This window comes from uncultured Dokdonia sp., assembly GCF_937910895.1.
Taxonomy (GTDB): Bacteria; Bacteroidota; Bacteroidia; order Flavobacteriales; family Flavobacteriaceae; genus Dokdonia.
Genome location: NZ_CALEMI010000161.1, coordinates 52014 through 68837 on the forward strand (window position 1 = coordinate 52014; position 16824 = coordinate 68837).

The window sequence follows — 16824 nt, forward strand, 5'->3', positions numbered from 1 at the left end:
ATTTCGCGAAAGCGGACAGTATTAGAAATAACTTGTATAAAATAGAGTGTTACTCTATTTTTTTATCGTAAACAAAAAATGAGATTCCCACCTTCGTGGGAATGAAAAGTCCCTTCTCTCTTTGGGAGAGGGGATTTAGGGGTGAGGGCTTGTGAGGGCTCTACATCCCACGTTCCTTCTGGATCGTTTCGTAAGCTTCTTGTACTTTTCTAAATTTCTCTTCAGCACCTTCACGATAGGCTTCATCCATATCCATTAACTTATCAGGATGGTATTTTTTTGCCATGGTACGAAAGGCTTTTTTCACCTCGTCATTGGTAGCGTCTTTTTGTATTTCTAAGATTTTGTAAGCACTATCGGCATTTTTAAAGAACATGGCTTTGATACTTTCAAAATCCTGATGGTTGATTCTAAAAAAGCCTGCAATTTCAGACATTACCTTTACTTCTGGTTCGCTCACATTCCCATCGGCTTGTGCAATTCCAAATAAAAAGTGTAAAATCTGTAAGCGTACTTCATAGCGTGTACGCATATTTAGGTACTGACAGATGCGCGCTGCAGATACATCTCGATTTTTAATGACTTCGTTAAAGGTTCTAAAGGTGGCATTGGCACGTTCTTTTCCGTAGGCTCTTACAAAGTACTGACGGGCATAGTCTAGTTCTGTCTGGCTTACGGTACCATCTGCCTTGATGACAATAGAGGCGAGTGAAAGTAAGTTTAATTCAAAATCTCCTGGGGAAACGTTTTGCTGTGTCGCTTGCTCAAAAATATCTTTAAAACCTCTTCTTGCTTGACCGTCTTTATTTGGTGATAGTAACTTATCAATGAGGCTTCCTATTAAATAGCCCGCTAAAGCACCAAATACGCCACGTACGAAAAATCCAATAACTGCGCCTATATATTTAACCATGTATAATTTTACCTAATGTATAAAGAACCACAAAAATAAGGGTTCTAGTATATATGACGTAAGATTCCTGTGGTTGTTACGAAAAATAACTGTCAGCTATAAAAATTTTGATGATTTAAAAGAAGCAACATCATTCTGTGGCTTTTTTGATAAAAAATGGGTGTACCTTCAAAAAGGTACACCCGTAATAAAATAAATATTCTATTCTTAGCATTGCATCCCTACATTCTCTGGGCAAATATCGCCGCCACCGCCACCACCATTCGGAATGCATTCGTCTCCATAAACATTACAAGCATAACCACTTGGGCATGAATATGGACTGCAATCTCCTTCATGAGTGAGTACATTGCGACCTGCTGTAATTTCTTTTAACTCTGTCGTACTTAAACTTCTTCCAATTTTCAATAAATTTTTCATAATTAATAGATTTTTTAGTTTCTTTAAAATAATAAATATTGATTATGAGCAAGACTAAACAAAAGTTAATTAACTATATATTAATACTTTAAATTTATTTTCTTATTATGATAAGGTTCTTTGTAAAAGAAAGATAGACTTGTTAAAAATAAGAATGAGAATTTGCTAGCATTGCATAGTCTATACAAATTGCCTGACATAATTACACTATAAATAGTAAGGAACACTTTTTGTACCTTTGTACTCAAAATAAATTGATTATGTATCCAGCAGATTTAGTAAAACCAATGCGTGAAGACCTTACCAAAAATGGCTTCACAGAATTACATACAACAGACGACGTACACGCAGCGATGAAAAAAGAAGGAACAACCCTTATGGTTGTAAATTCTGTTTGTGGTTGTGCTGCTCGTAATGCACGTCCAGCAGCCGTTCATGCTATACAAAACGGAAAAAAACCAGATAATATCTATACCGTATTTGCAGGTGTAGATGGTGAAGCAACAGATCTTGCTCGTAGTTTTATGGTTCCGTTCCCTCCTTCTAGCCCTTCTATGGCTTTATTTAAAGACGGAGAGCTTGTACACATGCTAGAACGTCATCACATTGAAGGTCGTCCTGCAGAGATGATCGCAGAAAATCTTATCGAAGCTTTTGACGAGCATTGCTAGTCAATCTTTGAGAAATGATAAAGACCGCTCTTTTATAGAGCGGTTTTTTTATGGAATTACATTTCTGTAGCAATCATCATAGAATCTTTAATAAGATATAATTTGTATCTTATTCCTCTTTACTCTAAATCTATATAAATATGCGTTCATTAGTAGTCGCTGTTTTTTACTTCGTATGTAGTACTATTTATAGCCAAAATCAAGATTATATCTACATCAAGTTTGATCCAAATATTAATCTTCAAAACACAGAAAATTTTTCTGATATCTCAGGTTTTGACGCATTGCAATCTCAATATAGCTTTACTATAAAAAAAGGGCTTGCTTTGTCCAATGAAAAAATAGAAGATTTATCAAAAAATGGACACTCTCTAAAGAATATTTTTAAAATTGAATCTGTAAATCCAAATCAGGATATAGATGCATTGGTTAAAGGTTTGAAAGCGCTTCCTTATGTAGTCTATTGTTATAAGAGCATTTCTACACCTATGCTTCCTCCTAGTGATATTCCTCCAGTAACACCAAATTTTGAGTTAGAACAAGGATATATAGAAAGCGATCCTGGTGTAGATATGAGGTATGCTTGGAGTCTCGGAATTATTGGGTCAGGTATTCATATTAAAGATATTGAGTACGGACTCAATATGAATCATGAAGATTTGAATGATCAAAATGTAACGATTGAAGAGGGATTTACCGTTCATCCAGATGTCCCTGAGCTTTTTCAAAACCACGGAACATCTGTGGCTGGGATTATAATATCTGATAGAGGATTTTATGGCGCAAGTGGACTTGGGTATGGTGCAGAAGAATTTATATTATATCCTGAATGGACGCAAGAAGAAAATATAGATAGAGTACGCGCCATTTCAAGTGCTATAGAAGATGCCACTATAGGAGACATTATTGTTTTTGAAATCCAAACAATTGATTTTGAACCTGGAGAATATGAACAAGTCGTGTGGGATCTAACCAAAGCAGCAACCGATGCTGGAATTATTATTGTAGCAGCGGCAGGAAATGGATCCCTGAATCTTGACGATCCATTTTATCAGGAATATATAGATCGTGGAGATAGTGGCGCTATTATAATAGGAGCTGGTACTCCAGATACTAATCATGAGGCATTATCTTTTAGTAATTTTGGAAGTAGAGTAGATGTGCAAGGTTGGGGCTTTGAGGTCTTTACAACTGGAATAGGTGATATTGAAATAGGGAATGATATAAATCAAACCTATAGATATGGATTTGCAGGAACCAGTTCTGCCACAGCTATTGTCTCTGGTTGTGTAGCTGTTTTACAAGGGTATTATCATGATCTTACTGCTGAATTCCTTTCTAGTGTTCAATTAAGGGATTTATTAGTAGAAACGGGAATCCCTCAAGGAGAAGGCGTGCATATAGGACCTCTGCCTAATATGGAAAATGCAATTAATGCTATACAAGAAATACTTAGTGTTGAAGACCCAAACACATTACTGTCATTTATAAGTCCTAACCCTTCTAGCGATTACTTAAACATAAGCCTTCAAAATATCAGTTCTTCTCAAGTAATCATTCGTCTTTATAATACGTTAGGAGAACAATTACTTTCAAAAAACACACAAGAAAAAAATAGTATCATTGATGTACAATCCTATGCTACTGGTATTTATTTTTTGGAGGTCGTATCAGGAAATGATCGTCATATAAAAAAAGTCATTATTAACTAAGTTTCCTTTTACAAAAGGTTTCTATATTTTTATGCTTTCGCAAAAAAAATACGCTTAGTAGCAAACATGACAGATCAACAACTTATAGATACTACCATTTCTTTTGTAAAGAGAACACTTGCCACTGCCGAAGGAGGTCACGATTGGTTTCATATAGAACGGGTGTATAAAAATGCGATTCATATCGCTCAGAGCGAAAATGTAAACTCCCTTATTGTTGCTCTAGGTGCTTTATTACATGATATTGCAGATTCAAAGTTCTTTGATGGAGACGAAACCATCGCTCCGAAAATGGCAAGTGAGTTTTTACTAAGCCAAAACACCGATAGTGCCGTAATAGAACATGTCGTACAGATTATAAAAAATATCTCTTTTAAAGGAGGAAATACACAGCAAACATTTACCTCTCCAGAACTAGATGTGGTACAAGATGCAGATCGATTAGATGCACTAGGAGCTATCGGAATTGCCAGAACATTTAATTATGGTGGGTTTAAAAATAGAAAGATGTATGATCCGTCTATTGCGCCTGATCTTGAGATGACTCCTGAGCAATACAAAGCATCAACAGCGCCTACCATTAATCATTTTTATGAGAAATTATTACTTCTTAAAGATAAAATGAACACAAAGACAGGATGTGCTATAGCAGAAAAACGCCACCAATATATGGAGGCGTTTCTACAACAGTTTTATGCGGAGTGGGAAGGGAAGTTATAAGTATACATTCCAAAATTTGATAGGTTCTGTTTACGCTTTCGCGAAAGCGTAAAAAATCATAAAACCACTTTCCCTAGCGTTACTTTATCAGATTGTTTAAAGAGTTTCACTACCTTGATTTCTTTGGTCTCCTGTGGGGTACCGTAATTTTTGTATACTGTATATTTTAAGAAGGGAGGCAATACATAATCACCTTCGTCTCCTAAATATTGGATGTTAATCAGCCACTCTCCAGGAGGTGCGTCATCTATAATAAACGCTTCCGATTGATATCCCTGTGCCTGCTCTTCTTCCAGACGTTCTCTACTCTCCTGTAACGTATGTGTCCACTTAAAAAACTTCTTCTCAGGGTTCACAAACTGAAACTCAAAAGGCACCGTACGATCTGACCAATCAATCACCATACGGATATCTATATCAAAATCGGTACGTAACCACTCATTAGGAAAACGCTCATAATCCACCTGATCCTTATGTAAGGCTAACAAATGGCTCAGCTCACTTTTTAATGACTTTTCTAATCCCTTAAAGTTAACTCCCTTGATCTGCTCTCCGAGCATATTGTAGTATAACTCCAAAGCCTCATTGTACTTGCCAATCTCTTGATACACCAATGCTAAATCTCTATACGACTGCGCTTCTGATGGGGCTACCTTTAAAATACGCTCATACACCAAAGCCGCTTTTTCATAATCACCAGCCGCTTCATAGATGTAACACAGCGTACGCAGTGCTTTTGTATTATTCCTTGAAATATACGCAAGATCGGCTCTCACCTTATCTGCCATCTTCTTGTTGATACCATCAAAATAATTTGCCACATCTACATAAAATTCTAAGGGAGATTCTTGGGTTCTAGACATACGCTGATACAACTCAAACTGCTCTTGTAGATTCGGAATCGCTCGTAATCGAAGAATGTATTCTGGCAAGCTAGACGTATCTAAGGTTCGGGTAGAGGACTCGGTATATTCATTACCACTGACCAAAGCAGACTTCTCAGCCTTCTTTGCCTTGTCTTGAAAACTAACCTCTTTGGTCTTGATTAAAAAGGCACCACCTGCAGCTAGACTACCATAACGAGAAGTCGCCATCGATGATTTTAATACCGAAATACTCGCGATCTGTTGCACATCTAAAAAGTTAGGTGGATCTTGATAAGGCGTACCATTCACAATCCAGATAGGAGGAATCTGATTGGTAATTGATTGATTCCCGCCACGAATCTTATACACCACTTGACTCCCGCTATATAATCCTCCTTCTACAGAGACACCTGATACTTTTCCTGTGATTAGTTGTTGAAGGTTGGTCGCCCCTGCACTAAAATCGTTTTCTGTAAGTTCATTAACTGCATAGCCTAGTTGATCTTTATTTACGCGACGTCCGTCACTGCTCTCTATCGTATTATCTACACGCTTATCTCCAGACAATACCACTTCATCTAGTTGATCGTTTTTTGGGATGAGTGTTATCGTGCCCATCTCCTGAGACTCAATCAAAACTTCTTTGGCAAACATCCCTACTTTGCTCACCACGACAACATCCCCGAGAGAAGCACGGATTTCAAAACGCCCTTGGGCATCTGTATACACCTCGTCAAAACTCCCCTTGCGCGTGATGGTTGCATCGGCTAAAGCACCATTCGCATCTTTTACACTACCCGTGATAGAGATCTTAGAAGAACTATTGAGCGCAGGCTCTGACAAGGACTTAACTTCCTCTTCATAATCATTGCCCTCTACTAAGGGAGAAGGGATGTCTTGAGCCCTTCCTGTTGCAGAATTACTAGTTGTAATTTCGACAACGCCATTTTTTCCTAAAGTCCCATAACGTACAGATCCTGCTAAACCTTTAATGATAGAAATACTCTCTACGCGATCTGGACTGATAAAAGGTTTTATAATGTTTGGCTCATATGCTTGACCATCTATAACAATTAACATATTTCCTCTATCTGGCTGTGATTCTGCTCTACCATTAATGACTACTAATCCTTCTAAAGGATTTTCAAAAGCTTTGATTCCAGCAAATTTTCCATTTAATACTGTTACTAAATCTGGAGCTCCTAAAGAGATATCTTCTCTTCGTAAGACTTTTATATCATAGCCTATTTTATCTTTATTTTCTTTACCCCAAGCCGTTTGTATTTTTTCTTCTTCTTTGGTTTCACCCTTAAGAACTACCTCGTCTAATACATCATTTTTAGGAATCAAATCAATCGTATAGGCTGTTTTGTCATCTACAATAAACCCTTTAGGGTACATACCCAAATAATAAACGACCAATTCATCTCCCTCTTTGGCAGCAAATACAAAGGATCCATCTGCTTTTGAAGTAGCTTCTTCAAAAGTGCCCTGCTTTGTAACCGTAGCTCCTTGAATAGGTTTTCCAAGGCTTGTGATGTTGCCTGATATTTGACGAGTGTTAGAGACAATACCATCTGATATTGACTCTACTTCTTCTGTGTACTCATTGCCCTTTACCAGAGCAGAATTAACTCTTTTTTTCTTAGATAAATCAACAGATTTTGTCGTTACAATAACTGCCAATCCAGGAATAATAGGACCATAACGACTTGTCGTCGTCGGAGAATCTTTTATAACAATAGACTCTATGTCTGTATCTACAATAGCCAACGCTTCGTCAATATTAAAAACTTTTCTACCATTAATATAAAAAGCTGGAGATACATCTTTTATAAATAATTGCACTCCTTGAGAAGTATATGAAATACGTACTCTTTTAAAATTATCTCTAATAACATATTCTAATGTTTTAGCATTGGGTGTAATATCATCTGCCGTTATATACCGATCAAGGGCTCCCGTAACGCCACCAGGAATATCTGGTGATAGTCTTCTTCCTCTTATTTCCTTATCTCCTACAATGATTCTCTCAATTTTCTTCTCAATAACGACTTCATCCAATACATTGTTCTCTGGTAATAATTCAATATCAATGCTTTTTTCGTTAGACACTAGCACATCTTTAGGAAACATCCCTAAATAACGAAGCTGTAAAATATCGCCTTCTGTTGCAGGCAATTCAAAACTTCCATCTGCTTTGGTAAGATATTCTGTCAGATCTCCCTTTTTTATGATAGACACTTCTTGTAAAGGCTTCCCAAGACTTGTGATAGTGCCTTGTACCGTAGCTTCTTGATTCCTTTTTGTTTTTTCAACCGTGGCTGTTCCTTGAGAAGGAATTTCATTAGAAATACCTTTATAAGTTTGTAATGGTGTGTAGGCTCCTTGTGTATACTGAGCAAGTGATTGCATATACTCTTTGTTAACTGCTACATCTTCACTTGCAATAGCATATACCGGAATCTCTTGAGAAACATCAAACGTTCCATAATTAGGATTTCCGTTAGAACTTAGGATCACAGCATCTGCGCCTGTGAGATCTAAAACATCATAATTAGACGGACCATTGTAAATAAGTCCTTTTACGCTTTCGCGAAAGCGTGACATATCTCCATCCCGTATCGCTATACGTTCTTCACTACGAATCTGATAGTCAAAAATAACGAGGCGCACCATAAGACCTTTATACATAGAGACGTAATCTTGTACATACGCAATAGCTGCTTCTACATCTCTACCTTGCATATCTTCTGAAACATCCCAGAAAACAGTCAAATTTTTTACATCCTTGCTTTCTTGGTTTTTGGAAGAAGGCTCTAGCTCAATTTTACTAGACCGATTAAAAAGCGTACGTACTTTTTTGGCATCTAATCGTACCGTTTCATAGCCAGTCGCTCCTACCACAAGTTCGCTTTCCGAATTTAAAATCTCGTTGTATTTTCTGTAATTAAAAAAGCCTTTGGCATTGGTGATTTCACCTACGCCTTGATTGTTGATTCCTACGCGTGCTTGTGCAATAGGTTGCTTGGTCACAGCGTCTATTACCGTTCCTCTAAACACGGTTTGTGCTTGGGTTGTTAGACTTAGTAACAAAGTGAAAAGTATCGTATATATGGTGTACTGTTTCTTCATAGTATAGCTATCTGAGTGTTAATGTCCCTATGGTTGTTTTGTCTTTTTGCTGGAAAAGCTTAATGAGTTTTACCTCTTTGGTTTCTTGAGGTGTAGCATAGTTAAGGTATAAGGTGTATTTGAGATATGACGGGGGTTGTATCTTACCATCTCCTAGATATCGTACATTGATAATCCATTCTCCGGGAGGAGCATCATCAAGTGCAAACTCTTCGATGCTATAGCCTTTTGAGACTTCCTCTTTTAAACGTTCTTGATTTACAAAAACAGAGTGCTCCCAGGTAAAATATTTTCCAGTTGGGTTTACAAATTGAATCTCAAAATCTGCTTGAGCATTGGTCCATTCAAAAACAAGACGGCGATCTTTTTTAAATCCTACAGTTAGTAATTCATTAGAAACATCTTTAAAACTTACTTTTGATTTATGGAAGGTTAGGAGTCGCATCATCTCATATTCTGCCGTTTTTTTGAGAGGTAAAAAATCAAGCGCTACGGTTTCATTGGCTAGTATTTGTTTATATAACTCAAAGGCTTCTTGATACTTCCCTACTTGTTGATGAGAAATGGCAAGATCTCTATACGACTGTATCCGATCTGGAGCGAGCTCTAATATTTTGTTGTATAAAGTATTAGCAAGTTGGTCTTCATTAAAAGATTCTAGATAGTATGCCATCAACTTTAAGGCTTCTATATTTCCTGATAGTACCTCTGGGAGATTAGAAAGAATCCGTAATGCTATTTTTTTATCCCATTTTTGAAAATAGGTAGCAACATCTATATAAAATACAGCAGGGTCTTCTAGGCGTGTACTTTTATAGTTTTCATATATCTTTCTAGCTTCTTCAAGGGTAATTGCACTTTCTAATTGAATCAAATAGGCAGGTTTGTTTAAGGTATTATTTAAAACAACTACGCCTTCTGCTACATAGTCATTTCCTTCTACCAAAGCAGATGGGATTTCCTCTCTTTTATTTTTTTGTGCGTAATAGTCTGGATTTCCAGATTTTGTCTCCACAAGAATAGCGCCTCCTCTACCTAATGTTCCATATAATGCATTGGCATGAAGTGATGTGATTACTTGAACAGAAAGAATATCTTGAGGGTTTATGGGAGGCACAGCGCCGCCTGATTGTTGGTAAACAATTCCGTTTAAAACAACAATTGGTAACACTTGTTGCGAGATACTAATCGCTCTTGGGTTTACATAAACTTCTTCTCTTGTTAATGGATCTTGCTCTACTCTAATGCTTGAAAACCTTTTTAAAACGTCTCCGAGTGTCAAAAATGCAGGACTTATATCTTCTTCTCCAATGATATTTGTTTTAAAGCCTACAGCATCTTTATTTTTTTTCACTAAAGCAGTTGCTATACGTTTTTCTTCTTCTTTCTTTTTTCCTTCTAATACTACTTCGTTTAGCCATTCTCCATCTGTTTCTAACACAATGTTCATTTTTTCAGTCCCTTTCACTACTACTTTTTGGGTTTTCATCCCTGGAAATCTAATTTCCAATTGATCTCCTTTTTGTACTTCTATTTCAAAAGTACCCGAAGCATCTGAAACTACTTCGCTAAAAGTTCCATGAACTGCTATTCTAGCTCCATCAAGAGATCCAATCTCAGAGGTAATATTCCCTATTATTTTAAAACTATTTATAGGGGTGCTTCTATGATCTATAGAAAGATCTTTAAGTAGATACTCTAAAGCTTCTTTAGGTGTATGTCTATTCAAATCTATGTATAAACCGTCTGTATATAATACGGCTTCTTCAAGAACTTCCTTGTTTGCTTTTTTAGAGGTGCTTACGGTAAATGTGGTGTTATTAAATGTAGGTTGTAAATCAGAAAACAGCGTATTTCCATCAGTAAAAATAAGAGTATACTGTCGCTTTTCGGAATTTACTTCTGTCAATGCCCTATAATCTGATGTCCCTTCATAGCTTGTATTTTGTAAAAAATTGATAATGGCTTCAGAGGTTCCTCTTTTTACAGTAAAATCTTTGGTTTCTTTATATCCAAAAGCAAATTTATGAATCGTAACGTCTACATTTTTTAAAGATGTAATGTATCGTTCTAATAGTTCTAATTCTGTATCTAAATTTCGATCGTTCGCTTTCGCGGAAGCGTCCCAAAAAATAGTGATCGCTTCGGGCAATGGTCTGTTTATTGTTTCTTTTGTTCCCTTTTTTAAAGGATAGGATACATCCATCGTAAAACCCATTGCTTCTTTCTTATGAACCTCCCAAGAATCCTGACTAATAGAGCGTGTAAAAGACATGTTTTTATTGCTACTTCCTGCAATGGCAAATCCTAAACGTTTTCCATAAATTTCTATTAACTCGATGCTGACAATAACATCGGTATCTGTAAAGATTTTATACTTGGATAACGGGATACGTTCTACTCCATTTCTTCTGGAGATGGTATGGTAAATAGCTGTGTTTAGAATATTATGTTGAGGCAATCTAGAAATAGGATCGATATCATATACATTGACACGTACGCGTATGCTATCAGACAAATTTTCTAGTACTGTAAAATGTAAACTTTTAAGTTGTGTTCCTTCTTTTTTGACTTTAATTTTAGTGGCTATTTCCCCTCCAAGACCTAATTCATTTTTCCAATAGCCAAATTTCTCTGAATCTATCTTTAGATTTCCTATGGTTGTATTTTGAAGCTTTGTATTTCCTAATACGACTTCTTCCAAACTATAACGCTCTGGGATAAGGGTAATCGTATTTTTTTTAGAAAGTAGCGAAGAGATGAATCTTATAGGTATTTGTTTTGTCTTGAAACCAATCATTGAAAATTGAATAACATCAGATCCTTCCATTTTATCTGTAAGATATGTGAGTTCAAAATATCCTTGTGCATCGGTAACAGATCCTATGCCTTTTCCTATAAAACCTACATTTACAAAAGGAATGGGTGTTTGGGTATTTTGATCAAGAATCGTTGCCTTTAAGGTGGTGTAAGAACCTTTAGATAAATATTGTGCTTGTACATCTGCTATATAAAAAAGGGCTACAAAAAAGCATAATAAAAAGATTGTATTTTTTTTCATAAGCGACGGTTATTGCTATATATCAGATGACTATATTGCTGATCACTTACTAAGATAAATCATAAAATATTAAATCTAGTATATACCGATAAATACTTACTTAGAATATATTCTTGTACGTACGAACTTTAAACACCTATAAAATGATCTCGTTATAATAAAAATTCGTCAAGCTGTGCCTTCCCAATTTCTGAAGTGAGTTTGATGACTTTTACATCTTTACGTTCACTTGGCGTACCATAGTCTCTATAAATAGTATACTTAAGATAGGGCGGAATGGTGGTGAAAGTTTCTTCCCCTAGATACTCAATATTGACTCTCCACAGTCCATGTGGGGCTTCATCAATGACAAACTCTTCTGTCTGAAAACCAGATTTTACTTCGGCTTCTAGACGTTCTTTGTTGTCAAACAATGTATGATTCCATTTAAAAAATTTATCTTCAGGATTTACAAATTGAAATTCAAAAGGAGCTTCACGATCAGACCATTCTAATACCATACGTAAATCCAAACGATAATTAGGAAGTATCCAATCTTCTGGAAGTCTTTCTGTGTTTATTTTGTTTTTATGTAAAGAAACCAAATGCAGTAACTCATGCCCTAAGGGTTTGTCTAATCCAGAAAAATCTACTCCTAGTATTTGCTCTCCAAGCATATTGATATATAACTCTAAGGACTTGTCATAAAATCCTGCTTCTTCATAAGCTTTAGCAAGATCTCTGTAAGACTGCGCTTCGCTAGGAGCAATACTTGTAATACGCTCATACAACTTTAAAGCATTGTCATATTCACCCGCACTTTCATATAAGTATGCCGCTACACGAAGTACTTTTGAATTTTTTTGAGCAACTTCTACAAGTCTTGATCTTATTGTTTTTGCTTTTTCTTTATCTAAAGGCTGAAAATACAATGCCATGTCTATAAAAAATTCAGCATTTGTTGTATTTGCTTTCGCTAAATTTTGATACATAGCAAACTGAGCTTCAACACCATCTATGGCTTGGATCTGTTTTACATAATTAGGTTTTAAAGCCTCTAGATTAAGTTGAGCGACTTGCTCTGTATATTCATTTCCTGTAATCAATGCTGTATCTACTATCTCACCATCAGATCCAAGACGTATAAATGCATTTGTTTTTACAATAAAAGCACCACCCGATGCAATAGATCCATAACGAGCCGACGCTTGTATCGATTTTAAGATAGAAATACTCGCTACATTTTGAGGATCTATAAAACTTGGCGGTTGCTCATAAATGGAGCCGTCTACCACCCAAATAGCAGGTTGTGAACTATTACCTCCTCTAATGGTAAATACTGCCTCAGTACCAAATCCTGATACTTGAACTCCTGCAAAACGACCCCGTACAATATCTGCTAAATACTGTGCATTAGGACGTATATCTTTACTTGTAATCGTGTTTACAGAAACTCCTATTTGATCTTTACTTTTCTCTCCGAATCCTGCATCAGAGGTTTCTTTACTTTTTGCTTTTTTCCCTTCAATGATGACCTCCTTTAGTAATTCATCTATAGGTTTCATCTCTACCACTAGTGACGGTAGATCTTCTACCAGCATTTCTTTAGGATGCATTCCTAAATAGCGTATTTGTAATACATCACCTATTTCAGCTGGAACTGTAAAACTTCCATCTGACTTTGACAAGAATTCTTCTAAATCTCCTTTTATTGTAATACTTGCGCCTTGAATAGGACCTATAGATGTTTTTACAATACCATTATACGCCGATGATATGGCTATCGTCTTATCCTTAAAAGGAATACCTTTTTTAATTTGATTGATACTCTCTGCAATAGATGCTTCAGATAGATTTATATAGCTTCCAGAGGTAAACATTGCTAGCGATCGTAAATACTCGTGATTTGCTCTAGACAAGCTACTCACGGCATAAAACGGAATATCTCTATCACCTTGCCATTGTCCTAAAACAGCTTCTCCTTCAGAAAATAAAAGCACTGCATCTGTATTACCCGTCGTAAGAATATCATAAGAGGTTGTCCCCTGGTATTCTAATCCCTCAACTTCTTTTTTTAGTAAAGAAATATCTTTAGTAATCGTATATCTTTTTGTCGATAGGATCGTTTCATTAAATACAACAAACGTCACATTTACCTCCCCTAATTCTTCAAAATAGGCTTCTATAAAACCCCATTCTTTTTTAAAATCTCTGCGTTCAGATGAGAGGGATGCATCCCAAAAAATAGTTACATTTTTTTGTTCTATAAATGAGGGAGTCGTGGGAATATCATCCGATTTTGTAAGATATATTTTACTCGATTTATTAAAGAGACCTCTTATATTATCACCTCTTAGTTCTATCATTTTGTATCCAGGAGCACTAATTCTAAGCCGAGACGCGTTTCCAATCGTTTGATGATATTTGCGATAATTAAACAGACCATTTTCGTTTGTTACAACACCCACACCCTGATCAGAGATTCCTATTTTTGCTTCTGTAATAGGAGACTGAGTCGTCTCATCTAAAATCTTACCTCTAAAGACTGTTTGTGCCGTTAGTGTTTGTAGAAAAAACATAACGATAAGCCCGACAACTAAGACAGTATATTTCTTTTTCATTGATTTAAAAATCTTCATTACACATGTTAAAAGTACATGAACACTGCAAATATGGCAAAACGCCTACTAAAAGCATCTTAAAGATTGTTAAAAAGACCTAATTGTCCCTTCTCTGTCTTTATAAACAGGTCAGTATTTAATGGAGGAAGCACGCGATCCTTAAAATATAGCTTTCTTCCTATTTCAAATTGTCTATGAATTTGGGCGGCATACTTCCCTTCTCCCTTCATTCGTTTTCCAAACCTAGAATCGTTTAATTGTCCTCCATGACAATCGGCTATTTGATGGAGTACCTTATCGGCTCTATCAGGCAAAGTTTTACGAATCCAATTTTCAAAAATTTTCCCTATAGCTCCATTTAATCGTACAATCGTATAGCCAACACTCAGCGCTCCTCGGTCTGCCACTTCCTTTAATAACGGTAAAATCTCGTGTGTATTGATTCCAGGAATCATAGGACCAGCCATAACCATGACAGGAATTCCTGCGTTGCTTAATCGTTCTATCGCTTTAAGTCTTTTTTTGATTGTTGCTGTACGCGGCTCCATGAGTCGGCGAGTCGCTTCAGATAAGGTAGTGACCGAAAATATCACACGGCATAAATCATCTTTAGCCAATTCTTGTAAGATATCAAGATCTCGTTCTACTAATACATTTTTGGTGATAATCCCAACGGGATGCTTATATTTTAAAAATACGCGCAACAACTGTCTGGTGATTTCTAATTTCTTTTCAATAGGCTGATAGCAATCAGTATTTCCTGACATTACAATAGTAGATGCTTCCCAAGAAGCACTTTGTAGCTTTTTCTCTAATAATTCAGGTGCATTTTTCTTTACCAGAATTTTTTGCTCAAAATCCAATCCAGCACCATATCCCCAATATTCATGGCTATTGCGAGCATAACAATAAATACACCCATGCTCACAGCCTTGATACGGATTTAAAGAATACCCCATCCCTACGTCTGGACTTGTTACCTTATTTACGATGGTTTTAGGAAATGTATCTATATATACGGTTTGGGGGTTAGTGGGTTGTTCGCTTTCGCGAAAGCAAAATTCTAAAAAATCATCACGTATCTCTTCACTATGCTCAGAAAAGCGATTTGACACATTTATTTGGGCACCACGTCCATTGATAGATTTCTTCATGAATATGCTTTCGCGAAAGCGGAAACAACAGCATATTCCGCTCACTATTTATTTTAAAAAATTTGGAATTACCGCAAATTTATGGAATATTTCCTAATTTTATATATGAATAGATTTATTTAACTTTAAAAAATAAACTCACTCACATGAAACGTCGTTCCTTTCTCAAAAAATCTGCTGCTGCTAGTGCAGCCTTTACCATCGTTCCTAGTTTTGTATTAGGAGGAAATCATATTCCACCTAGTGACACCTTGTATATTGCTGCTGTTGGCGTAGGTGGTCGAGGGGGTGGTGTTGTACGAGAATTAACGCAACATGGGAAGGTAAAATTTGTTGCGCTTTGTGATGTGGACGATAAAATGGGAGCAGGTAGTTATGCGTTGCATCCAAAAGCAAAACAATATCGCGACTTTAGAAAAATATACGACAATCACCTCAATGATATTGATGCGATTATGGTGGGTACACCAGATCATACACACGCTACAATTGCACTTCCTTTTATGCGCGAAAAAAAACATGCGTATGTAGAAAAACCCCTTACACATAATATTTATGAAGCCCGCCTCATGGCAGAAACAGCCGCAAAGCAAGGGATTATTACCCAAATGGGAAATCAAGGCGCTTCAAGTGATGGAATTCGGCTTGCGCAAGAGTGGATCAATGCAGGAGTGATAGGAAAAGTGCACCGTGTGGATTGTTGGACCAATCGTCCCGTATGGCCACAAGGATTTAAGCATATCACCCAAGGACAACCTGTACCCGATCACTTAGATTGGGATTTATGGCTCGGCCCTGCTGCCAAACGTCCTTACAACGAAAACTACTTACCTTTTAAATGGCGTGGTTTCTGGGATTTTGGAACAGGAGCGATGGGAGATATGGGATGTCATATTATGGAAACACCTTTTAAGACATTAAACTTAGGATTCCCGTACGAAGCGGAGGCAAGTTGTACCACGATTTGGTCTGGGGATTTTGTAGAAGCCGACTATTCGGAGGCGTGTCCGCCAAGTTCTATTGTACGTTTGAAGTTTGACTCTCCTACCCAAGGCGATGTTTCTTTAAACTGGTATGATGGTGGGATTATGCCAGATCTTCCGTCAGAGTTAAAAGACAACGAATCACCTGGAAATAATGGAGGTGGAAGTATCTTTTATGGTTCCGATGGCATTATGATTACAGACACCTATTCTGGGAATCCTCGTTTATTGCCTAGCGAACGTATGAAGGATTTTAAACGCCCTGCCGAAAGTATTGCCAGAGTAAAAACTTCGCATGCAGGAGAATGGGTAGATGCCTGTCTTAACAATAAACTCACTTCTTCTCCCTTTTCTTATGGAGGTCCGCTCACAGAAGCCGTATTAATGGGGAACCTTGCGATTAAAGCCTTCCAATACAAAACTCTAAAAAGCGGCAAAAAAGTAGGGGATTGGGATCCTTATAACTATCCTGGACGTCGTACGATTAAATGGGATGGTGCCAATATGCGTGTGACCAATTATGAAGAAGCCAACGCATGGGTAAAACGTGCGTATCGTAAAGGATGGAAGTTGTAGTTTTTAGTCGGTA

The 16824-nt window shown here is 36.8% G+C and carries 10 protein-coding genes; 4 read left to right on the forward strand and 6 right to left on the reverse strand.

Annotated features, from left to right (window positions below; translation table 11 throughout):
- Positions 1 to 160: 160 nt before the first annotated feature.
- Together Q0505_RS20255 and Q0505_RS20260 are read right to left on the reverse strand one after the other, a co-directional pair.
- Positions 161 to 913, reverse strand: a complete 753-nt coding sequence (locus tag Q0505_RS20255) for a TerB family tellurite resistance protein (protein WP_299217141.1) — start codon at positions 911 to 913, stop codon at positions 161 to 163.
- A gap of 207 nt (positions 914 to 1120) precedes the next feature.
- Positions 1121 to 1321 carry a hypothetical protein gene (locus Q0505_RS20260; protein ID WP_299217144.1) on the reverse strand — a complete coding sequence of 67 codons (201 nt, stop codon included), beginning with the start codon at positions 1319 to 1321 and terminating at the stop codon, positions 1121 to 1123.
- A 272-nt stretch (positions 1322 to 1593) separates the two neighbouring features.
- Here Q0505_RS20260 and Q0505_RS20265 point away from each other — a divergent pair, with 272 nt between their 5' ends.
- The 3 genes from Q0505_RS20265 (at position 1594) to Q0505_RS20275 (ending at position 4436) form a co-directional block, all read left to right on the forward strand.
- The gene (locus Q0505_RS20265; RefSeq protein ID WP_299217146.1) at positions 1594 to 2004 is read left to right on the forward strand and encodes a BrxA/BrxB family bacilliredoxin; all 411 of its coding nucleotides are present in this window, start codon (positions 1594 to 1596) and stop codon (positions 2002 to 2004) included.
- A 140-nt stretch (positions 2005 to 2144) separates the two neighbouring features.
- Positions 2145 to 3716, forward strand: coding sequence for a S8/S53 family peptidase (locus Q0505_RS20270; RefSeq protein ID WP_299217149.1), 1572 nt, complete (start codon positions 2145 to 2147; stop codon positions 3714 to 3716).
- Positions 3717 to 3782: 66 nt separating this feature from the next.
- A complete protein-coding gene (locus tag Q0505_RS20275; RefSeq protein WP_299217152.1) occupies positions 3783 to 4436 on the forward strand; it encodes an HD domain-containing protein in 654 nt (217 codons plus the stop codon).
- Between the two features lie 56 nt (positions 4437 to 4492).
- On the opposite strand, the gene Q0505_RS20280 is transcribed toward Q0505_RS20275, so the two are convergent.
- The 4 genes from Q0505_RS20280 to Q0505_RS20295 all read right to left on the reverse strand — a co-directional run bounded on the left by Q0505_RS20280 (position 4493) and on the right by Q0505_RS20295 (position 15252).
- Entirely contained in the window at positions 4493 to 8437 is a 3945-nt protein-coding gene (locus Q0505_RS20280) for a carboxypeptidase-like regulatory domain-containing protein (RefSeq protein WP_299217155.1), read from the reverse strand.
- A 7-nt stretch (positions 8438 to 8444) separates the two neighbouring features.
- On the reverse strand, positions 8445 to 11498 hold the full coding sequence (locus Q0505_RS20285) for a carboxypeptidase-like regulatory domain-containing protein (RefSeq protein ID WP_299217158.1): 3054 nt from the start codon (positions 11496 to 11498) through the stop codon (positions 8445 to 8447).
- Positions 11499 to 11650: 152 nt separating this feature from the next.
- On the reverse strand, positions 11651 to 14098 hold the full coding sequence (locus Q0505_RS20290; protein WP_299217161.1) for a TonB-dependent receptor plug domain-containing protein: 2448 nt from the start codon (positions 14096 to 14098) through the stop codon (positions 11651 to 11653).
- Between the two features lie 77 nt (positions 14099 to 14175).
- Positions 14176 to 15252, reverse strand: a complete 1077-nt coding sequence (locus tag Q0505_RS20295; RefSeq protein ID WP_299217164.1) for a PA0069 family radical SAM protein — start codon at positions 15250 to 15252, stop codon at positions 14176 to 14178.
- Between the two features lie 146 nt (positions 15253 to 15398).
- On the opposite strand from Q0505_RS20295, the gene Q0505_RS20300 reads away from it, so the two are divergent.
- On the forward strand, positions 15399 to 16811 hold the full coding sequence (locus Q0505_RS20300) for a Gfo/Idh/MocA family oxidoreductase (RefSeq protein ID WP_299217167.1): 1413 nt from the start codon (positions 15399 to 15401) through the stop codon (positions 16809 to 16811).
- Positions 16812 to 16824: the final 13 nt, after the last annotated feature.